At 40.5% G+C, this 20,729-nt stretch carries 17 protein-coding genes; 6 read left to right on the top strand and 11 right to left on the bottom strand.

Going from position 1 to position 20,729, the window contains the following annotated elements; all coding sequences use genetic code 11:
* Nucleotides 1-245 precede the first annotated feature (245 nt).
* Nucleotides 246-1,319 carry an alkaline phosphatase gene (locus tag C0V77_RS00745; protein ID WP_101724401.1) on the bottom strand — a complete coding sequence of 358 codons (1,074 nt, stop codon included), beginning with the start codon at nucleotides 1,317-1,319 and terminating at the stop codon, nucleotides 246-248.
* 462 nt (nucleotides 1,320-1,781) lie between these two features.
* Between C0V77_RS00745 and C0V77_RS00750 the strand changes: the two genes are divergently transcribed.
* The 3 genes from C0V77_RS00750 to C0V77_RS00760 are packed head-to-tail and all read left to right on the top strand — an operon-like array spanning nucleotide 1,782 to nucleotide 5,106.
* Nucleotides 1,782-2,222: a response regulator gene (locus C0V77_RS00750; RefSeq protein ID WP_158237855.1), complete on the top strand. Its 441-nt coding sequence runs from the start codon at nucleotides 1,782-1,784 to the stop codon at nucleotides 2,220-2,222.
* A gap of 37 nt (nucleotides 2,223-2,259) precedes the next feature.
* Complete coding sequence (locus tag C0V77_RS00755; RefSeq protein ID WP_101724403.1) at nucleotides 2,260-2,844, top strand: biliverdin-producing heme oxygenase; 585 nt, start codon at nucleotides 2,260-2,262, stop codon at nucleotides 2,842-2,844.
* 3 nt (nucleotides 2,845-2,847) lie between these two features.
* A complete protein-coding gene (locus C0V77_RS00760) occupies nucleotides 2,848-5,106 on the top strand; it encodes an ATP-binding protein (protein ID WP_101724404.1) in 2,259 nt (752 codons plus the stop codon).
* Between the two features lie 65 nt (nucleotides 5,107-5,171).
* Here the strand turns inward: C0V77_RS00760 and C0V77_RS00765 are convergent, their stop codons facing one another.
* Nucleotides 5,172-7,634, bottom strand: a complete 2,463-nt coding sequence (locus tag C0V77_RS00765; RefSeq protein ID WP_101724405.1) for a TonB-dependent receptor domain-containing protein — start codon at nucleotides 7,632-7,634, stop codon at nucleotides 5,172-5,174.
* A 44-nt stretch (nucleotides 7,635-7,678) separates the two neighbouring features.
* Nucleotides 7,679-8,533: an SMP-30/gluconolactonase/LRE family protein gene (locus C0V77_RS00770; RefSeq protein WP_101724406.1), complete on the bottom strand. Its 855-nt coding sequence runs from the start codon at nucleotides 8,531-8,533 to the stop codon at nucleotides 7,679-7,681.
* 372 nt (nucleotides 8,534-8,905) lie between these two features.
* On the opposite strand from C0V77_RS00770, the gene C0V77_RS00775 reads away from it, so the two are divergent.
* Nucleotides 8,906-9,484, top strand: a complete 579-nt coding sequence (locus C0V77_RS00775; RefSeq protein WP_101724407.1) for a hypothetical protein — start codon at nucleotides 8,906-8,908, stop codon at nucleotides 9,482-9,484.
* Between the two features lie 95 nt (nucleotides 9,485-9,579).
* On the top strand, nucleotides 9,580-10,284 hold the full coding sequence (locus C0V77_RS00780; RefSeq protein ID WP_101724408.1) for a hypothetical protein: 705 nt from the start codon (nucleotides 9,580-9,582) through the stop codon (nucleotides 10,282-10,284).
* 3 nt (nucleotides 10,285-10,287) lie between these two features.
* Here C0V77_RS00780 and C0V77_RS00785 read toward each other — a convergent pair whose 3' ends face one another.
* The 7 genes from C0V77_RS00785 to C0V77_RS00810 form a co-directional block, all read right to left on the bottom strand.
* Nucleotides 10,288-11,949, bottom strand: coding sequence for a murein L,D-transpeptidase (locus C0V77_RS00785; protein WP_101724409.1), 1,662 nt, complete (start codon nucleotides 11,947-11,949; stop codon nucleotides 10,288-10,290).
* Complete coding sequence (locus tag C0V77_RS00790; protein ID WP_101724410.1) at nucleotides 11,936-12,619, bottom strand: murein L,D-transpeptidase catalytic domain family protein; 684 nt, start codon at nucleotides 12,617-12,619, stop codon at nucleotides 11,936-11,938. The genes C0V77_RS00785 and C0V77_RS00790 overlap by 14 nt, the downstream gene beginning before the upstream one ends.
* Nucleotides 12,620-12,983: 364 nt before the next feature.
* On the bottom strand, nucleotides 12,984-13,166 hold the full coding sequence (locus C0V77_RS23540; RefSeq protein ID WP_143705982.1) for a T9SS type A sorting domain-containing protein: 183 nt from the start codon (nucleotides 13,164-13,166) through the stop codon (nucleotides 12,984-12,986).
* 70 nt (nucleotides 13,167-13,236) lie between these two features.
* Complete coding sequence (locus C0V77_RS00795) at nucleotides 13,237-13,887, bottom strand: hypothetical protein (protein WP_143705983.1); 651 nt, start codon at nucleotides 13,885-13,887, stop codon at nucleotides 13,237-13,239.
* 90 nt (nucleotides 13,888-13,977) lie between these two features.
* Complete coding sequence (locus tag C0V77_RS00800; RefSeq protein ID WP_101724412.1) at nucleotides 13,978-15,420, bottom strand: RagB/SusD family nutrient uptake outer membrane protein; 1,443 nt, start codon at nucleotides 15,418-15,420, stop codon at nucleotides 13,978-13,980.
* A gap of 21 nt (nucleotides 15,421-15,441) precedes the next feature.
* Entirely contained in the window at nucleotides 15,442-18,600 is a 3,159-nt protein-coding gene (locus C0V77_RS00805; protein WP_101724413.1) for a TonB-dependent receptor, read from the bottom strand.
* A gap of 241 nt (nucleotides 18,601-18,841) precedes the next feature.
* Nucleotides 18,842-19,132, bottom strand: coding sequence for a YciI family protein (locus C0V77_RS00810; RefSeq protein ID WP_101724414.1), 291 nt, complete (start codon nucleotides 19,130-19,132; stop codon nucleotides 18,842-18,844).
* A gap of 491 nt (nucleotides 19,133-19,623) precedes the next feature.
* Between C0V77_RS00810 and C0V77_RS00815 the strand changes: the two genes are divergently transcribed.
* Entirely contained in the window at nucleotides 19,624-20,229 is a 606-nt protein-coding gene (locus C0V77_RS00815; protein ID WP_101724415.1) for an ATP-binding protein, read from the top strand.
* A 16-nt stretch (nucleotides 20,230-20,245) separates the two neighbouring features.
* Here C0V77_RS00815 and C0V77_RS00820 read toward each other — a convergent pair whose 3' ends face one another.
* Nucleotides 20,246-20,614, bottom strand: coding sequence for a hypothetical protein (locus C0V77_RS00820; protein ID WP_101724416.1), 369 nt, complete (start codon nucleotides 20,612-20,614; stop codon nucleotides 20,246-20,248).
* Nucleotides 20,615-20,729 lie beyond the last annotated feature (115 nt).

Here is a 20,729-nt window from a genome sequence, read left to right on the forward strand (position 1 = left end):
CAAAAAACAGGCAATTTTGGGCTTACAAGAACATACATCGTCATAATTCAGGTTTTTATCTACCTGTATCACGATTTGTTCCACATCATAAAAGAGGCCTTAAACCTTTAAGAATAACGGGGGGGAGTTCAGCACAATCAGAAATGGCGGGCCATGCTGTTCAAATCAGGCAGGTTAGGTAAGCAGTGGTGTAAAACTTAAAAACAAGCCCCATAAAAAATATTATTCTATGGGGCACTTTACCGTTATTTGAAATTGAATGCTTTTTTCAACTTATCAAAAATATCGTTATTCTTATAAAACCCTGCAAACATTTCAGCGCCTTTGCCGTAAGCAAAAACCGGAATCATCACAGCTGTATGCCCACCTGTAGTAAACTTGCCTTCCACTTTACCGTCTTTAGAAAGGCCGTTCAAAGAAAAGCCACCAGTTTCGTGGTCTGCCGTAATTATTACCAGGGTATTACCGTCTTTATCCGCAAAATCAAAGGCCTCGCCAATGGCTTTGTCAAAATCAAGCATTTCGTTCACAATATACTGGGTGTCATTTGCGTGGCCACCCCAATCTATCTGAGACCCTTCTACCATCAGGAAAAAACCCTTTTTGTTTTGTTTCAGAATATTCAGCGCCGTTTGGGTAGACACCAGCAACTGGTCTCCCCTGCCCTCCGATATCTTCACAGGGTCGCCCTCTGCAATCAGCCCGGCCAGTTTACCACTTTTTACTTTGGCCACCTCATCAATTGACTGCGCAACCTGATAATTTTTGCTTTTCAGTTCATCTAGCAGGTTTCTTCCGTCTTTTCTCTGGTTAAAATACTTACGGCCACCCCCAATAAACAGGTCAATATCTGTTTTAAGGAAATCAGCTGCTATTTCTTCCGACATCTTTCTTGAAGGCTGATGCGCAATAAATGATGACGGCGTCGCATCTACAATGGCACATGTAGCCACCAGGCCGGTAGCCAGCCCTTTCTGCTCGGCAATTTCAAGAATCGTAGGCAACGGATTCTTATCTGCATCAACCCCAATTGCGCCGTTATAGGTCTTTTGCCCGGTAGAAAACGCAGTGGCGCCAGCGGCTGAATCGGTAATAAAATTATCGGCCGAATGGTTCTTATGAAAACCAATTACTTTACTGCGCTCAATGTTAAGCGGGCCTTTAGCCGAAACAATGCCCGAGTAAATCTGGGCGGTGCCCATGCCGTCACCAATCAGAAAAATAATGTTTTTTGGATACTGATTTTTCTGTGCTTCAACTGTAAACGACCCTATTGTTGCCAAAACAGCAAGCGCACTTAACCACAATGTTTTTTTCATTAAAATGCTTTTTTTTATTAATACCCCGGCCCGCCCTTAAAAGACCATTGTGTACCTGCTGATACACCTAAAGACAGGGCATCAAAATGTGAATAATTATAAAACGAGGGGACAAAAAACGGAAAGAACCACCAAATAGCAGACCATCTTTTGTTATGATTTTATTAAGAATAACACAAGCCACACAAGAACAAGCCAATTTTTGGCGTTTATAGAGGCAAAAACGTATATATATCCACCAAAACTTTTATCTACTAAATATGCCATTTGCGTGGCATATTAGCCGTTCACCTCTCCATTTTTGATTAAACCTCCTAAATAATTATGTTTTTTGTTTACATTTTAAGAAATTTGAACAGCTGCATACTATGAGACACAAAGTATTTACTTACCGAATTTTATTATTTCCTGAGGCTTATCTGAAGAGTTAAATTTACTCTGATGTCTCTTAAATGCGAACACATGAAAACTAAGAATTATAAGATTTTCTACACTGATGACGACATTGACGATAAAGAAATATTTAAAGAAATAATCAACGAAATACATCCTGATTTTTTGATTGAGTTTCAGAGTGACGGGATAGAATTGCTATCGATGCTGAAAGAAACCCAGGCCAAGCCGGACATACTTTTTCTTGACCTGAATATGCCTTATGCCGATGGCTTTGAGGTATTGAGTGAAATACGACAAGACTCATCGCATAAAAATCTTCCTGTGGTGATACTCTCTACATCAAACGATACCAGTTCTATTGCCAAAGCAAAAGAATCGGGGGCTACTCTGTATGTTTGTAAGCCTGATTCTTATACCAAACTCAAGAATATTCTTGCCGAGTTATTGAGTTTAAACTGGAACAGCTATTTAGAATCGCAGCCTGTGAAAGAATTTGTTTATTGCTGAACAAATATCTTTTCTCTGACAATTGCCTGAGGAATACATGACCCACCAAGATAGCATTTTAAGCAAACTCAGGTCTGAGACCGGAGTTCTGCATACTGAATTAGAAAAAACTGCTCTTTCAAAAGCCCTGCTTGAAGAAAACGTTTCAATGGAAAACTACCTGCTCTATCTTCAAAAAATGAAGAGTGTGGTTGATTTTTACGAAAATTGCGTTTTTCCGGTTTTGATTGATACACTTGCTGATTTGCCACGCAGACGAAGACTTGCGATGATTGACCATGATTTGAACCGGTTATCGGCAAAGCCAATAGAACAGGATGTTTTTAATATTCAGAATGCAGGTGGGCATCCGCCCGTTCCGTACGCCTTAGGTTGTATGTATGTAATGGAAGGCTCAACACTGGGTGGCAGAATCATTCTTAAGCATATTGAAAAACACTTAGGGCTTTTGTCATCTGACGGCGCTTCTTTTTTTGAAGGCTATGGCGCCGAAACGGGGCAATTGTGGAAGTCGTTTTTAACAACATTACAGACTTATTCATTACAAAATGATGCTGATGCCGCTATCGTTGCCGGAGCAACTGATACCTTCAGGTCAATAAAAAATCATTTGGAGTCTTAACAGATGGCATTGAAAGATATAGTTAACCGCGAGCTTGTTAACCTTACCAATTGCGAACAAGAGCCTATTCATATACCGGGCAGTATTCAGCCTCATGGTTTTTTAGTAGCCACAGACACTAACGGGGTAATCAGATATTGCAGTGCCAATATCCCTGAATTTACCCAGTTCAAAGTCGAAAACCTGCTTCAGCAACCTATTGAAGTGCTTATCGGGGCCGACCAGCTTTCGCAGTTCAGGCACTACCTTACTGAGCTTCAGCGCACATCGGCGGCGCCTCATATTCTTGGTATAGGAAACACTCAGTTTCAATGTATGGTACATCAGGCAGAAGATACCTTTTTGTGTGAATTTGAGCCGGTTTCGGAGCATATTCCAAGGGTATCGGCAGTTTATGACCAGGCCATTAACTTTGCACGGTACATGAGCCAGGCCATGACCCTGCAACAGCTTTGCCATAGCGTAGCTACAGAAATACGGGCATTAACCGGATATGACCGCGTAATGGTGTATCGTTTCGATAAACAATATAACGGCGAAATATTTGCAGAAAGCAAAGTTGATGAACACGAGCCTTTTCTGGGTTTGCATTATCCGCACACGGATATTCCTGTTCAGGCACGGCAGCTATACATCAGGAACCTGATGCGCCTGATAGTAGATGTTAATTACACCCCTGTACCGATACTTACTAAAGAAAACAGCAGCAACAAAGACCTGGACCTCAGCTGCTCAACATTGCGCAGCGTATCGCCTATTCATGTGCAGTACCTGAAAAACATTGGTGTAAGCGCCACACTAACTATTTCTCTTTTGCACGAGGGCAAGCTGTGGGGGCTTATTGCCTGCCATCATTACTCGGCCAAATATCTTGACCATTACACCCGCATTACAGCGCAGTTGCAGGGGCATTTTCTAACATCACAGATTCAGGTTCGGGAAATGGCCGAAGGTTACGCCGTGGCAGCCAGAATAAACACCTCTTTAGAGACTTTACTGAACAAAACATTTGTACCCGAAAGAGCCTCTTTACAAGCATTGGTAAATCAGCCTCAGATACTTGAAATATGCCATGCCGCAGGCGTAGCGGTGATACTGAACAATGTTGTATACAAAGCAGGAAAAACACCTGACGACCCTGTAATTCTGCAAATTGCAGAGCTGGCCAGACAAAAAGCAGCAAACGGCATTTTTAACACCTCGGCACTTTCTGAAGATTTTCCTGAAGCCATAGCATGGTGTTCGGTGGCCTCTGGTATATTGTATTACCAGCTGGGGGTAGTGCATAATGAAGCCATAGTCTGGTTCAGACCAGAAAGCCTTCAGACTATTAACTGGAGCGGAGACCCTGAAAAAGCCATAATGAAAGATGTAAACGGGCTTTCGCCAAGAAAATCATTTGAAAAATACCAGCAGATTGTAAAATGCCGCTCTTACGACTGGACCCAGACAGAGCTGACCGCCGCCGCTACTTTTTCATATTCTATTCAGAAACTTATTACACTTATTCTGCTTACTGAAGAAGAAGCCCGCCAAAGAGAATTGACCAGACAACTGGAGGCATCGAACCTTGAATTGGAAAATATCAGTTGGATAAGCACTCATGATTTAAAAGAACCGCTGCGTAAAATACAATTGTTTTCGTCGCGCTTATTGAACATTGACAAGAATCTATCGGCTGATATGAGCGCCACACTCCAAAAAATGAATGCTTCTGCCAACAAAATGCAGAAACTTATTTCAGATATCACTAATTATTCCAGAATCAGGCATTCTGAAACAACACTCGAAAAAATTGACTTAGCTGCCCTGATCAATAAAGTAAAACAAGAGCTTGCAGAAGATATTGAAGAAAAAAACGCCAGCGTTGTTGCAGTTAATTTAGCTTTCATAGAAGGCATACCCGTTATTGTGCATCAGTTGTTCAGCAACCTGATAGGTAATTCTATGAAGTTTATCAAAGATGGCGTATGGCCGAAAATAGTAATTAAGCAAGAGCAGGAGCCAGTAAAATCACCAGAACCTGACGACACAAAACTATACTACAAAATTACTGTTGCTGACAATGGCATAGGCTTTGAAAACGAATTCAGCGATAAGATATTTAAGATATTTACACGCCTACATTCGGCAGATAAATATCAGGGCACAGGTATAGGGCTTGCCTTGTGTAAGAAAATCATGCAGTTGCACAATGGATATATCTATGCAGAAAGCGGAGAAAATCAGGGAGCTGTGTTTACACTTTATTTTCCTGTTTGACTACCGTGCCACGCTCTATTCAAGACTTGGATAAGCGTGGCACGGTTGAATTAATTCTCTATCTATTAAAATTCTCCCTCAGCAGGCTCTTTTGTTTTCTTCTTAGCCTGATGCAGACGATAGTTAAACGTCAGGTTCACTTGTCTCAATCGCCCTTGTCCGCGGCTTTCAGTAATAAAGTTAGGTCCTTCAGTAACAGAACGATAAATTCTTGAATTGAAAACGTCGCTCACATTCAAAGTCAATGTGGCATTGTTTTTCATGATGTCTTTACTTACCGCCAAATCCATCACGGCAATGGCTTTTCTTCTTCCCTGTGGGGTTTGTTGTGGTGCTTCGTAATTACCACGTATCTGGAAATCGGTATTATTCCAGAAAGTAAAGCGTGAGGTCATACGCGTAAACCAGCTGTAAGTATCACTTTTAAGGCTGGCATCAAAGTTAGCACCATTGGTAATGGCTCTGAAAAAGTTAAAGCTGCCATCCATTTTCCACCATTTATAGGGCGTTAAAGAGGCAGTAAACTCATAGCCGAACGAGTTTTCGGTAGCCAGGTTCTCAGGCCTTGTAAATGAATTGCCGGCATCGTCTACTTTCCTGATACGTACTATCTTGCCATCGGTATATCTGTAATACAAAGATGAGCTGATAGACCCGTTCTCGAAATACTTGATATGACCCAACTCATACACATCCGTAAATTCCGGATTCAAATCAGGATTACCGCTCCAGAAGTTACGGCTGTCGCTGAAAGTTGAGAAAGGGCTCAGGTCATTATAAGTCGGGCGACGGATACGACGGCTATAGCTAATCTGCATAGAGTTTTGTTTCGGAAACTCATAAGTAATATGCACACTCGGAAACAGGTTATTGTACTTACGCGGGTTTACTTCATTGGTTTTTCTTAGCGTAGTGGTCACATTTGTCCACTCTGCCCGAACCCCAGCCTGATACGAAAACTTGTTTACTTTATTGCCAATAATACCATAAGCCGCATTGATGTTCTCTTCGTAAAGGAAATCGTTGGTAAAACCGGCAATCGGGAACCACACGTCATTATCTCCCCTTTGTGTCAGCGAGAAATCGTTGGTCATATCGCGCGAGCTGCTTCTGGCACCCAATTCAAATTTACCCTCTTTAGCAAACGGATGCGTATAATCTGCCTGAAACAACAACTGTTTCTCGGTTTCATAATTCAGCGAGCGCTGCAATATAGCCGGAATATCAGAGGCGCTGCCATCAGGTCTGTAAGTCTGCTGGTTATAATACTGGTCAGAATCCTCCCAGTTATCCAGATACCTCACGTCGGCCGTCAGCTCATGGCCTTTTCTGGCAAACTTGCGTTTGTAAGTAAGGGCATATTCAGCATTGGGTTCGGTTTCAGTTTCGTCCTGTGTGCGGTTAGTAATACCGGTAGGGTTATTTAAATTGTTCAGGTAATCACGGTATCTGATATCCGAAAAACGTTTTCCTTTGCTTATTCTCCACAGGTACGAGCCTGTAAGAATATTGTTATCATTAAAGAAATAATCAATACCTGCACGGGCACTGTTATTCTCACCTTTCAGTTTGTTGGTTGAGTTCTGCTGGGTTATGAGCGTTGAATCGCCCTGATAAAACTCCTGATACAGCGAGTTTCTGCCCGGAGTATTTCGGTACGAAGCCGTATAATTAACGAAAAAGTTAAGGTTTTTACGCCGATAATTTACATTAGCCGCCAGACCCAGGTTAGTCGGGTAACCAGTAATCACATCAAAAGAACCGTTGAAGCCTTCTTTACGCTCTTTTTTAAGAATAATGTTAATGATACCCCCCATCCCTTCGGCCTCATAGCGTGCCGATGGATTAGTTATGATTTCAATTCGTTCAATGCTGCTTCCCTGAAGTTGTTGCAAGCCACTACCCCCTTTAATACTCACCAGCCCTGACGGCTTACCATCTACCAGAATCCTGACGTTATTACTGCCTCTCAGGCTTACGTTACCATCAATATCAACCGATAATGAAGGAATATTGGTCAGGATATCAATGGCCGTGCCACCAGCGTTGGCCAAATCTTTACCCACATTGAAAATACGTTTATCTAGCGACATCTCCATTGAGCTTTTCTCGGCGCGCACCTCTACTTCATTCAATACATTACTGGAGGTGGCTACTTTCAGGATTCCTAAATCATGCGAAGGTTTATCGGGTGATAATGAAAAAGGCACCGTTTTGGTGGCTTTATATCCAATAAACTCCAGCAGCGCATAATAAGTACCAGATGGTGCATCAATAGAAAAAGCACCGGCATCGTCTGTAATATTACCGGTAACAAAAGAGCTGTCGGGCAATTTATATAGCCGTACACTGGCAAAGGCAAGCGGTGCGTTAGACTGCGCATCTACTATTTTACCTTTCAGTTTAAATTTCACTGCATTCTGGGCTAAAGATTTTTCGGCTCCTAAAAAGCTAATCAATAAAACAACAATAAACGATAACAGTTTTGCGATTGAAAGTAAAGATTTGTATTTGATGATAATGTTCATTTCCGGATTGATAGATAGGATATAAGGCTGAAATCTGTTGTGGGTTAATTTACTTTATAAGCTACTACCTTGTTTTTAAGAAAAGTAGGCACAACCAGTAGTTTTTTGCTGGCAATGTATTCAAAATCGGCAGTATTCATTGGTTTTTCAATGGTATCTAGTAAAAGGTTTGTTTTGCCCTGGGGTGTTACATGCCAGATACGGCCTCTCCACTCACTAACAAAATAGCCTTTCTTACCATCAGACTCTATGCCGTCAATGCCGCTTTTCTCGGTACCCATTCCTTCAGCAAATTTGCTTAGCTCTTTAGTCTTGGTATCATAGGCATACAAAATACCTTCGCCATTGCCTATCAAGAGCTGGCCATTATCATAAAACAATCCGTTCGGATTTTTAAGCAGGCCGCCATCCAGTATTTTTTCAAGTTTACCATTCTGTAGTTTCCAAACCCTGTTGGCGCGCATATCGGTCACATACAAAGTTTTGTTCTTTTCATCAATCGTAATATCATTCAGCATTTTGGCTTCCGGCACATCATATTTATTAATTACCTTTCCGCTTGCCAGGTCAATTTCAACCACTGCATAAAAACCGGCCGCATATAGTTTGTTATCAATAATGCCCATGCCTTTAATGGCATTGAGCCCCCCGGTAACAACTTTTTGTTGTATTTTGCCATCCAGACCTATTTTAGCAATAAAGCTTTCCTGATTTTCGGGAACCGATTTTCCATTAATGCAAGAGACATACAAGACATTCTTTCTGGCGTCGTATAGCACCGACTCCGGCGTTGTGAGTGTGGTATCAGTTTCCCATACCTGTGTTAAGGTCGGGGTTTGAGCAAAGGCTGTCAGGCTAAGCGCACAGCAAAGCCAAAATGAAGCAAGTAAGATTTTCATTAGTAAAAAAGGTTAAATAGATTTTATTCAGGCTGAATGAATGTGAATATTACAAATTATTAAGGGCATTGACAAACAACCTATTCATAAAATAGACTTCCTATTCTATTAAATCGACAAAGTCATTCCAAAATCAGGCAGAATGCCCGGTGCTGCCTCTATTTATATGCCTCAATTGCTTGCCCAGGTTAGTTGGGGGCTTATCAGCAACAGGTTATGGCCTTCCCTCTGTCTATCCTGCAATAAAAGCAACTTGCTTATCAATATAGCCCAGGGGTGCTTCCACATGTTGAGTATCATCTTTCACAACATTCAATACAATCGTAAATGGCATATAATTTTTGCTATTGGCCTTACAAAAAACACAATTTTATGATAGACCAGGAAAACAGCTTTTACAGTCAGAATGACGAACAAGCAATAGAACCGAATAATGCGCAACCAGAAAAAACCTGGGATGTGCCACCCATGGAACCCGAACGTTCGGCGCAGCAGCAACAAGACACTATTGATGAGCGGCTGGCCGATGTGGCAGATACCAACGAAAGCACAGATAGCCCGCCGTTAAGAAGCGAGATGGATCCTCCGAGGGCTCCTGATATTATCCCTGATCAATCGCCGGATGAAATAAATTACCCCGGTAAGCAGGATATCCCTAGAGTTGAGCAACCAAAATTCTATGGTTCTTCTATCAGTTCTTCGTCGTCTATCGGCAATGAAGATGACAGACCCGAAAAAGGCGATGAGGCTCAGGAATTACAGTTAAAAGAAGAAGAAGAACGAAAAGAGAAAATTAAAGACCGGGAATCAGATTTGCGCGAGGCAGTGGAAGGACGTGAAGAAAGCATCAGGAAGTCGGAAGATGGAAACATAAGCGATAACCGTGGATACAACGAGATTCGTGAAAACTCTCCGGTAGGTAATGACCGCGATAAGGAGTTTTTGAATTAAGTTTGCAATAGTACCGAAAAGGCCTTGAATTGTTAATTCAGGGCTTTTTCAGTATATTTAGCGCGCTTATTCTAAAAAACGTGCTAATTTCAAACATGAAAAGACATTTGCTTCTGCTTTCTGTTTTTATAGTTTCAGGCTGTGGTGTAATTAGTACAACCCCAAAAAAGGTTTTGATAGATGGCATTTACAAACAAAAAAGAGAGAGCCTGACCAGAAAAGTTTATGTTAATATAGAGGACGAGACGCTCCGCATTCATCCTTTAAGCGTGGCCGCGAATAAAACTACCTTTGATACCCTCAACCCTGAGGAGGTATTCCCTGTAGAAATAAACAAGGCCGGCATCAGAAAAAGCGCCTTTACAGGCAATAGCTTTGATATTGATTTTCTGACCATTCCCATAAAATATCGCTTTGCCCGCCATAGTGTACCTGCGCAACTAAATGCTAATATTAATGGTGCAGTTTATCTGGGTTATCGAATAGACAAATATGTTGTGAGCTATAAGCCAGATTTGCTCGGGCATTCATTCAGGTATATCACTCATTATGGATTTTCGTGGGGCATTTTTAATGGCCTGGGTAACACCGCCATGACCCCCACAAATACTTTTCCGGCAATTGACCAGGAGTATGATGGCATTGTATGGAATAAAGGCATTGCCGGGATTTTTGCAATCAATAATTTTACATTAGGGGTATCAGCAGGTTTAGACAATTTGTTAGACAAAAATAAAAAGGCCTGGATTTATCAATCCAGACCATGGTTTGGCATTGCTATAGGCCTTAATCTGAACTAGAGCTTACTCTCCGAATATCTCCCCTGCCAGTTTTTCATCCAGGCCGTATAAATCATTGCGGAAATTAATTTTCCCGGCTGTATCAACCCAGGCTGTAAAATAAACTATGTATACAGGCATAGGCGGTTTTAGCTTTATTCCGGTTTCCTTATCGGTTTTCAGTACTTCGTCAACCTTGGTTTCGTTCCATTCTGCATTACTTCTCAGCAGGTAAAGCGCCAGCTTTTTAGGGTCAGATAACCTGATGCAACCATGGCTAAACGCCCGGTTTGACGCACCAAAAAGCCCCTTCGATGGCGTATCATGCAAATAAATATTGAAGCTGTTCGGAAACAAAAACTTCATCTTACCTAAAGAGTTGCTTCTTCCCGGTTTTTGTCTGAATGCATAAGGTACACTTTTTGTAAACGAATTCCAGTTAACACTCGACGGGTCAATGACCTTATTACCCGATAATACTTCCATATTATTTCTGGTCAGATACGATGTTCCTCTTTTCAGCTGTGGTAAAATTTCATTGCGTACAATACTTTGCGGTATATTCCAATAAGGATTCAGGACTATCTGCGACATGTTTCCTTTGAAAATACTAGTTTGAGACGCCGTTTTACCTACAACCACGTTCATGGTCCAGACCTGCTTACCATTCTCAAACACATGCAGCATGTATTCGGGTATATTTACCAGCAAGTGATTTTTTTCCAGTTCAACCGGTACCCATCTCAGGCGTTCCATATTAAGCATTATCTGCCTTATCCTATACTCAATCGGCCTGTTGAGTTCTTTTAATGTAGGTGCATCAATTTTACCCGTTGCTTTTAAGCCCATCCGTTGCTGGAAACTCGCCACGGCATTAACCAGAGAATCGGTAAAAATCCGGCTGGTATCTTTTATACTGAAGTCGCCCGTTAAATAAAGACTTTGCTTTACTGCCAACAGGCTTGAATCGATGTTTCCCTTAACCAACAAATTTTTATTGGTTACTATCCTGGGCAAGCCGCCCTGGCGCTCAATATTTCTATAAATGCGAAGTTTATCTTTAAGCCTGATGTAGTATTCATTAACAGGCTCTTTTACATGCTCTCCTTTATTAACAGATACAAGGGAGTCGAGCAGTAACTGATAATCTTTCTTTTTACGTGGTATGAACCACTCCAGATCAAGCGGATTTTTAGCTATACCTCCATAAACTTTTTCGGCATACTCAAAAAAAGTAGTGGTCATTAATAACTCAAGCCTTTGTACATCTTTAGTTCGGCTCAAAAAACCCTTTTCGTCGTTTTCGGCATCATCAATGAGCATATCCAGTTCATGATTCTGAAAACTGGTATCGGCAAAATCATAAGCATAATTCTTAAGCTGATTATGGAAGTTAAGGGCGGCATGATTCATACCCTTTTTGCTAAACCAGGCCGACTGGTAGTTACGGCGGGCATAAAACTCGTTTACCTCTTCTCTGATGGTATCTTTTACGGCAAAACCACTGAAGAATGCATTAACAACCGAGCTGTCGAGCAGTATATCTGTGAAGTTCTTTGTTGAATAAACGGTGGAGTCCTGCAAAGCGCCTCTCCGGAATTTTTTCCCTTTTTTGCAGCCACCAAGACTAACTATAACCAATAAAACAAGACCCAAAAAAACAACAGCGTTTCTAATTTTGAGCATACGGTGCGGATGTGTTTTCACGATGAATGTATAGCAAACTGCCATCGGCTATCACCGGAGCTACCTGGGGTACCAGCTCATTGGGCAGTGCGGGGCATCCAAAACTCCTACCTAATCTACCAAACCGCTTCACAAAGTTTGTACTTACGTAATCAGCGCCATGTATGATTATCTCACGACGACGGGCGTTATCATTAATACCTTTCTGTAAACCTGCCAGCAATAAAGCCATACCATGCTTGGGGCTACGGATAATCTGCCCAACCATGTAGAATCCGAGACTGCTTTTGTGCGACTCCATAGTATTAGAAAAAAACTGTGCCATGTTATCGCCTGATTTCTGCCCGTGTGCTACCAACGAAGAAAAAAGTAACTTTTTTTGCATCAGGTCTATCACAAAGAAGCGCTCCCTTGTAGAGGGTAAATTAAAGTCAATTATAGTAATGACAGATTTTGAGGGGTGGTATTTCTCATACCCGGCAATTGATTTCTGAAATGCCTCGAAGCTCACAATACCAGCCAGATTACATTGATTGTATAATGTCATTACTACATTATTTGTGGTAGCCACACTACCATCTGTTGTTTTTTTACTGGCTGTTTCATGGGCTACAGGCATTGTAAAATTGAGTGTTACCAACAAATAAATGAGGTGCAAGAAATTAAACATAGGCTTATTATAAGTTATTGCAATTACTTTAACGCCATTTATGCCAAAATCATTTCATGCAAACCCATAAAATTGAGAATTGAAATTCCCCAAATTGGGGAATTCTGTCCAACTACGTTTATTTATAAAGCGTGGAAAAAGTATATACGAAGCCCAATGTCAGAATTAAGCAAAAATACCCATTTTAGCTATGAATCAGCATTTTTTTTGTTATATTAGCTTTCATTCGGCTTTAAAATTTCAGGTTTTTATTTCACATCATAACTCAGTTTTAATTTTTTAATTTTCTGGCAAAAAAAAATCAAAAAAACCGAATAGCCTTACAAAAATGAGGCCAGCAAACCAGAGTTATGATTGTAAATCATCATTTTACAACCTTACGAACAAACTGCCTTCCATAGGCTGAAATTCTTAAATAATAGATACCACTCGGATATTCGGTTAAATCAAGAGGCATGTAACCTCTTACATAACTTTTTCTTTTTAACTCTCTACCCCTTGAATCAGTAATTACAACTAAAGCAAAAAAGCAGTAGCAATTATACAATTACCACTGCTTAATAATGTACTTTTTACTATTATTAATCCTATATAGCTTTTTTAGAACTAGTCACCAGTTACAAACTATTATAGTAATCAAATATGCGTATTAAATCGGCGTCTTCTTTTGTACCCAATTTTTCCTTTTTTATGTATATCTCAACCTCTCCGGCCTTGTCGCCAAATAAGGCAATAATAGATTTTTTATCGGTTTTTATCTTTGAAAGTTTTGAAAGCTCTCCGATATAATAGCTGGTGTTATTCAAGATATTTCTTTGCACAGTAGCTGAGCCGTACGGCTTCTCGTCAATTATAGACTTTTGGTTTTTCTTCCATAAAGTAATTTTTCCGGTCAATAGTTTTTCATAAAAAACACCGTCAGGGCTTCTTTCAAAATTATAAACGTCGGCTCCCTTTTTTACAGTAAATGCTGCCACAGGCTGGCTAAAAGCTTTACTTTGCCCGTCTGCGCCTCTAAAAATAACCATATTGGCTACCTGATCAAACATCATGCTTAAATTCTCAAACTTTTTACCCGAAGCCATGGTAACAGTGCCTATTTCCCATGTATCTAATAAAAAAGGAGACCCTTTTATATTGGTATACGGTTGACCGGAAATTGGTGTACCCCCCATTACATCTGCCGATATAGCCATCTGAGCCTTCGTACTAACTGTCATACCAGCAAAACAAAAACATACAATCAATAGCTTTCCAAGTTGTTTCATTGTTATAAAAAATTAAATTAATATAAAAAAATGGGTTGTCTTAGTAGAACCAGACAACCCATTACAAATATAAAAAAAACCTTCAATAAATTAATTACCTATACCAGGGTTTGTCTGGATTTCAGTCAAAGGAATACCAAAGATGTATCTTGGGTCAGATGGCTGAATTAAAGCACCCGCACCAAAAGAGTTAATTGGTTGACCTCTTCTTAAAATATCTACGGTTCTGAAACCTTCAGCAAACAACTCAATACGTCTTTCAGTCAGAATCGCATTAATCAAATCTGCTTTTGATGGTGAACCAAAATCATAAGTAGGATCTGAGCGACGGTGCACGGCTGTCAATAATGCCAACGCACGTGATTGACTTCCGGCTTCTGCCTCAGCTTCGGCAAGATTTAACAATACCTCAGCATAGCGAATGTTTGGCACGAAGTCTATGAACGGTGAAACACCGCTGAACTTAGTGCTGGAAGGAAATGCCGCAACACTAGTTGTAGGTACCGTTAGCTTGGCCTTACGGTCATCTGATGCTCTGAATTGAGGATTGGCATAAATACCGGTTGAACCCGTATTAATGAAGTATTCTACATTACCCGCATTGAAATAAAAGCCCAATTGATTTTGGGTACCTGGGGCATTAGTCTCTGCCATCGGGAAAGAGAAAATAGATTCAACCGAAGTATATGGAGCTCTGAAAACCGAAACTACATCTGCCTGCAATTGATGCGCCACTCTGTTAGGAGAGGTAAATGGTGCAGAAGCCGATACAATTTTGTTGGCTTCTGCAATTACACCAGCGTAATCTTTCTTCGCTAACAATACGCGCGTTTTTAACGCAATTGCCGTATTTTTATGCGCTCTGGTTGTACGCAACAATGGAGTGCTGTAGTTATCAGGCAATTCGTTTTCTGCCTCGTTCAGGTCTTTCAACACTTGGTCATAAATCTGAGCAACAGTACTCCTTGGCAAATTATTATTGGCAGAGGTAACTTCTCCTTTTAATCTTAGAGGAAGGCCAGGTGACGCACCGTTGTCTAATGCATACGGTTTAGCAAAAATTTGTACCAAAGAAAAATAGGTCAACGCTCTGATGAATTTCGCTTCGCCTCTGTAATTGGCAGCCAAAGCTGTACTTACGGCATTCGGATTTGCTGTTAACCCTTCCAAGAACAAGTTGGCACGGTTGATAGTCAGATAACCCTGTATCCAGAAGTTGGCTATATAGGTATCTGAAGGGTCCTGATTACCCTGGTAGGTTGAGTAACCGGTTACTGAGTTGGTAGTTCGGTTTACAAATTCTTCTGCACGGATATCGTTATAAATCAGATAACGACCACCGAAAAGCGCGCCGCTCTTGGCAGAACCATACAGACCTATTATCTGTGACTCAACACGGGCAGGAGTACTGAAAACAGTAGCATCAGACAAACTCAGCTCCGGAACAGCGTTCAGAAAATCTTCTTTACAAGAAGAAAGACTAAGCGTTAATGCCAATGATAGGAATCCTATTTTTTTATTTAATATTTTCATAAAATCAATGTCATTTAGAAATTAGAAACTTAAGTTTAGACCAAGTGTAAACTGTCTGCCTTGAGGAATCGAGTTACGCTCAATACCTGAGGCAAGGTTTGAATCTCCATTAGTTGAGATTTCAGGGTCAACACCCGTATACTTGGTTAGTAAGAAGGCGTTATTTACCTGAGCATAAACTCTCAAAGATGTAATACCAGTTTTACCAAATGTGCTAGGCACCCGGTAACCTAAAGTAGCCGTTTGCAAACGTAAGAAGTCTCCTTTCTCAATATTTTCAGATATCAGGAATGACGAACCATTTGAAATGTTATCTCCATAGATAGCTTTAGGAATATCTGTAATATCACCAGGTTGTTTCCACGAGTTCAAGACCTCAACTGAGTTGTTCCAAACGCGCTGATCTCTCAACCCAGCCTTACTACCGTTGTAAATGTAGTTACCACCTGAGAAAGTAAAGTTCAATGCTAAATCAAATCCTTTATATTTCAATGTATTGTTAAAACCACCATACCAGGTTGGCAAGGTTCCACCTAACACTACTTGCTGTGAAGATGGAGAAACTGTAGCTGAACCATCTGAAACAAATGTCCAGGCTGTTGCACCACCTAGGTGATTGTATTGCACTTCTTTGCCATCACGCGTAACAAAAATACGACGACCATTATCAGGGTTAACACCACGAGTTACCACACCATAAATTTGTGCTGCAGAATAACCAACTTTGGTGATATTTGTTGCTTCCAAACCAGAGGTATTGGTTAGAATTGGCGTATTATCATCAACCATGCTCGTAACCATATTTTTATTGGTAGAGAAGTTAATGTTAGTAGACCATGTAAAGCCTCCTTTGTTGATTGGAACTGCGTTAATTGAAAACTCCCATCCTTTGTTATACATTGAACCAACGTTGGCAAGAATTGAGTTACCAGGAATACCTTTAGAAGGTGCCTGAGGTACATCAAGAATCAAATTGTTGATATCTTTATTATACCAGTTGGCTTCAAGAGTAAATCTGTCATTCAGGAAGCTCACGTCAATACCAATATTTGTTTGTGCAGCAGTTTCCCATTTCAAATCTTTGTTACCTGCCTGGTTAAATGCCAAAGAAGCAGAAGAACCATATAAACCAGAACCGAAAGTAGAAAATGAACCATATGCATTATTCAAGTTACCATTACCAACTTTACCCCAGCTGGCTTTCAGACGTAAAGATGAAAGTTTATTTCCCAAGCCTAAAGACTTGAAGAACTCTTCTTCTGAAACTGTCCAGCCGGCAGAAACCCCGCCGAAATCACCCCAACGGTTTTGAGCTGCCAAAGCAGAGTTACCATCGCGACGATAGTTACCACTAATAAAATATTTACCTGCATAACTATAACTTACACTACCCAAATAGGCCTCGAAACCCACTTGTGAAATACCATTGCCTGCTGCGAGGTTGGTACTGTAGTTACCCTGGAAATCCTGAAAGAAGAAGTCAGCCAATGTCTGACGCTGTGCACCCCAACTTGTATTTCTTCTTTTCTGAACATCAGAACCAGCCACAATAGTTATATTGTGTTTTTCGGCAATGGTCTTCATATATTGAAGGGTGTTAATCCAGTTCCAGTTCTCACCACGAACAGTCTGATTGTATGCATCACCTTGCGCAGACCAGCCATCACCATTATACGGGTTCCAGAAACGGATGTTTTCAGTATTTCGGAAGTCCCAAGAGTAAGTAGTTTTATAAGTAAGACCATCATAGAGCTTAATTTCAGCACCCAAATTAGCAATTACGCGGCTGGTCTCTGATATATTTTTATCCAAATCTCTGAGAACAGCTGCATTAGGGAACTGTGCAGGTAACAAGTTGTTCTTACGCCCTACTGTATTGTTTTCAAGGTTATAAGAACCATCTGCATTATAAGCAGGCAGGTTTGGAACCTGAGCAACCGCAATACGGCCCAAACCTGATGTGGCAAACGCACCACCAGCATACGAACCACTATTAGGGGCTTTGTTCATACTATTGGTATAGTTTATGTTTGCCGATAACTTCAACCAGTTAGTTGCCTGATGATCCATATTTAAACGACCTGAACGACGCTGAAAGTTATTGGCCCTTAGGAAACCATCCTGATCTGAGAAACCCGCAGAGAAGTAATAAGTAGTTTTTTCTGAGCCACCCTGAACTGTAAGGTTATGGTTTTGAGAAAATCCGGTTCTATAAACTTCTTTATACCAGTCTGTATCTATTAAATTACCATTGGCATCATAATTAGGAAGGAACGAACGATTCTGGGCATCGCGTTGCGAAGCAGCAATCGCATTGGGGTTATTGGCTAATGCATTGGCAATTGCCATGTTTTTATGGTCCATGTATTGCTGTGCATTGAGTACATCCGGCAAACGTACTGCATTGCTTATACCAGCCCAGCTATCAATACTTACTTTGGTTCTGCCTGCTTTACCACGTTTGGTCGTGATAATCAATACCCCCGCAGCCGCACGAGAACCGTAAATAGCGGCAGACGCTGCATCTTTCAATACGTCGATAGATTCAATATCAGCAGGGTTAATATCTCCCAGAGGGTTATTGGTACTGGCATTACCTGAAACATCGCCGGTTGAAATAGGTATACCATCAATTACAACCAAAGGAAACGAACTCAATGAAAGTGAGCTAAGACCGCGCACACGGATAACCGGTGGGTTATTCAACAAACCATTGGGTTGAACAATATTTACCCCTGAAGCCTGGCCAGTTAAGCCCTGTGCGAAACTTTGAACAGGACGTTCAGCAATCTGAGTAGCTTTTACAGTAGATGCCGCACCGGTAAACTCTGTTTTCTTCTGAGTACCATAACCAACAACCACAACCTCACTCAGTTGTTTGTTGTCTGCAACTAACTGAACATCAACGATTGAGCGTGTTCCAACTGCAATCTCTTGTGTTAATGTACCAATAAAACTAAAAATTAATGTTGCATTACCTGACACAGTTACTTTGTACACTCCTGATGCATCAGTCTGAGTTCCTTGTTTTGAACCCTTTACCGAAACACTCACACCAGGCAATGGTGACCCATCTTCTGAGGCCGTTACTTTTCCAGAAACAGTTCTCTCTTGCGCAGACACCTGCCAACCGGTTAAGATAATCCCCAGCATTAAGAGAAGTAGAAATTGTTTTCTCATGTGATTGAAGGTTTGTTTAGTTTGTTTATAAATTCTAAAGACACACTTAAAAAGTGGATGGTAAAATTATTAAAAAGTGATTAAAAAAAAAACGACATTAAATTTTGATTAAAAAAATCAGCAGCAAATAAACGACTTTGTTGTACTATTTTTAGTTATTTAACAGAAAAAGCAGTAATAAGTGGCAAAATTGGCAAACTTAATATTTTATTAAAATTTAAAATTTCAGAAATTCAGATGGTCAAACATCTGCTACTCTAAATGGCTTTATCTCAATTGAATGCCAGACATTTTGCTGAATGTATGGCTCATTGAGGTACCAGTTCTGAAGAGCTGCTTCATCTTCAAACTGAACAATCATTACTGAGCCTGTCATTTTCCCTGATTCATCAAGTATAGCCCCACCCAAAATGAAGTGATTATTGGCTTTTAGGTCCCGGGTTCCGGCGATGTGTGAGGGGCGGGCCGCCATACGGCGTTCTAAGGCCTGAGAATCCGTTCCATCAATAGCGATGATAACATATTGATTCATTAAACTACAATTTAGTTTAGAAAATTCTATTTGGCTTTGCCAGAAGAACTTGTTAGTAATACTTTTTTCATTTGTCTGGCACTTTATAAAACTTGCTGGTTTTAGTCATTAAAAGTAGACTAACAAATTATTACAATTACCTGATACATTAATACGAACGTTTTATTGTATTAATTCGCTGTGTTCATTCGACAAAGAATGTCTATAAATTTTAAAATTTAATTTCAGCCAATGAGCATTCATGCATAAAACTGGCTGCCAATACAGCCTGCCAGTTAATCTTTACTTCATTAAACGCATAGGTCTATACAGGTAGATGGGCTGCGCCTATACTTATGGCAGGGTTAAACCGCCTGATAAAAAAAAGCCCAATTTATGATACGTAAAAACAGACCAGGCCTGATTATTTACGTAATTTGTTGAACGTAATAAGTAAAAAAATACCTTTCTGATGAACAAATTTGAAATTTACTCTTCAACTTTCTTAGAATATGACTTCCACATTAATTTATTTACTTGTTAAGGGTCATCAGATAATCTTTTATCTGGTATTTGAAGAATTAGTCCTTTTTAAGAAATGCCTGCTAAGTAACTCTCTTAAATTTACCACAACAGACCCACAAATAAATATCGCTTCCCATAAGCTCAGCTTTGCCGAAGTAAACTCGGTTATTGGACTGAATGCTGACAAAAGCTATTTTCTAATTGATATTCACGATTACGGCATTGGCTTTGAGCAACAATATGCCAAGCAGATATTTACTATTTTTCAGAGGCTCATCGACAAACAATCTTATGCAGGCACAGGTATTGGTATGGCGCTTTGCAAAAAAAAAATAGTTGAAAACCAAAAAGGGCACCTGTCAGCAACCAGTGAGCCGGGCAAGGGAGCAAATTTCATATTTACCTGCCGGCATCAGCAGCTTAAGTTTTTTGAACAAAAGAATACGAACATAAAAAACAGTGAAGATGACAACGCTACTATTCGTATTTGCCTGAACATACCAAAGGTGATGAAACACAAGCCGATTAACAGCGTAAAAATCTGCTTATCGGAAACGCTTTTGTGTTTCATCACCCTCAGGCAACTTATTTAAAGAATATGGCTAACTATTACAAACGATTGGGGTCTCTGTCCATACCTCCGTTACGGTTATCCATATCCTTTTCTATTTCACGGTTTTCAGAGTAATCGGCGTTTCTGTTTACACCCTCGCGGTCTTGTTCACGGTCTCTGCCTTGTTCGTTCTGGTCTGTCGTCAACTGGTCTGACTGCCCCTGCTGACCACCGGAAGTATTACTTTGCTGGCCCTGCTGGCTGGTATTTCGGTTTCCTGATTGTTGGTTGGAATCACGATTGCCAGATTGCTGACCCTGATTCTGGTTTGCTTGTTGGCCTTGTTGAGCGGTATCTCTGTAACCAGGTTGTTGTGTAGACGGGTTTCTTTCGTCTTCTCTCGGATTATTCTGTGAACTTGTCATAATTGTAATAAGTTAAAGGATAAAATAAATAATTTAACATTATTTCTTAAAAAAATTCTATACCATGCCATTGAAACTCAAAAATGCAGGCAAATTCTGTTTTTCCGAGGTTTAA

Source organism: Emticicia sp. TH156, from assembly GCF_002855535.1.
In the GTDB taxonomy this organism is placed as follows: Bacteria; Bacteroidota; Bacteroidia; order Cytophagales; family Spirosomataceae; genus Emticicia; species Emticicia fluvialis.

Bases quoted from the DNA above. Each gene is read 5' to 3' on its own strand.
- C0V77_RS00750 (WP_158237855.1), top strand. From the start codon at position 1,782: ATGAAAACTAAGAATTATAAGATTTTCTACACTGATGACGACATTGAC.
- C0V77_RS00745 (WP_101724401.1), bottom strand. From the start codon at position 1,319: ATGAAAAAAACATTGTGGTTAAGTGCGCTTGCTGTTTTGGCAACAATA.
- C0V77_RS00770 (WP_101724406.1), bottom strand. From the start codon at position 8,533: ATGAAAATCTTACTTGCTTCATTTTGGCTTTGCTGTGCGCTTAGCCTG.
- C0V77_RS00820 (WP_101724416.1), bottom strand. From the start codon at position 20,614: ATGACAAGTTCACAGAATAATCCGAGAGAAGACGAAAGAAACCCGTCT.
- C0V77_RS00815 (WP_101724415.1), top strand. From the start codon at position 19,624: ATGACTTCCACATTAATTTATTTACTTGTTAAGGGTCATCAGATAATC.
- C0V77_RS00800 (WP_101724412.1), bottom strand. From the start codon at position 15,420: ATGAAAATATTAAATAAAAAAATAGGATTCCTATCATTGGCATTAACG.
- C0V77_RS00790 (WP_101724410.1), bottom strand. From the start codon at position 12,619: ATGTTTAATTTCTTGCACCTCATTTATTTGTTGGTAACACTCAATTTT.
- C0V77_RS00810 (WP_101724414.1), bottom strand. From the start codon at position 19,132: ATGAATCAATATGTTATCATCGCTATTGATGGAACGGATTCTCAGGCC.
- C0V77_RS00805 (WP_101724413.1), bottom strand. From the start codon at position 18,600: ATGAGAAAACAATTTCTACTTCTCTTAATGCTGGGGATTATCTTAACC.
- C0V77_RS00760 (WP_101724404.1), top strand. From the start codon at position 2,848: ATGGCATTGAAAGATATAGTTAACCGCGAGCTTGTTAACCTTACCAAT.
- C0V77_RS00785 (WP_101724409.1), bottom strand. From the start codon at position 11,949: ATGCTCAAAATTAGAAACGCTGTTGTTTTTTTGGGTCTTGTTTTATTG.
- C0V77_RS00775 (WP_101724407.1), top strand. From the start codon at position 8,906: ATGATAGACCAGGAAAACAGCTTTTACAGTCAGAATGACGAACAAGCA.
- C0V77_RS00780 (WP_101724408.1), top strand. From the start codon at position 9,580: ATGAAAAGACATTTGCTTCTGCTTTCTGTTTTTATAGTTTCAGGCTGT.
- C0V77_RS00795 (WP_143705983.1), bottom strand. From the start codon at position 13,887: ATGAAACAACTTGGAAAGCTATTGATTGTATGTTTTTGTTTTGCTGGT.
- C0V77_RS00755 (WP_101724403.1), top strand. From the start codon at position 2,260: ATGACCCACCAAGATAGCATTTTAAGCAAACTCAGGTCTGAGACCGGA.
- C0V77_RS00765 (WP_101724405.1), bottom strand. From the start codon at position 7,634: ATGAACATTATCATCAAATACAAATCTTTACTTTCAATCGCAAAACTG.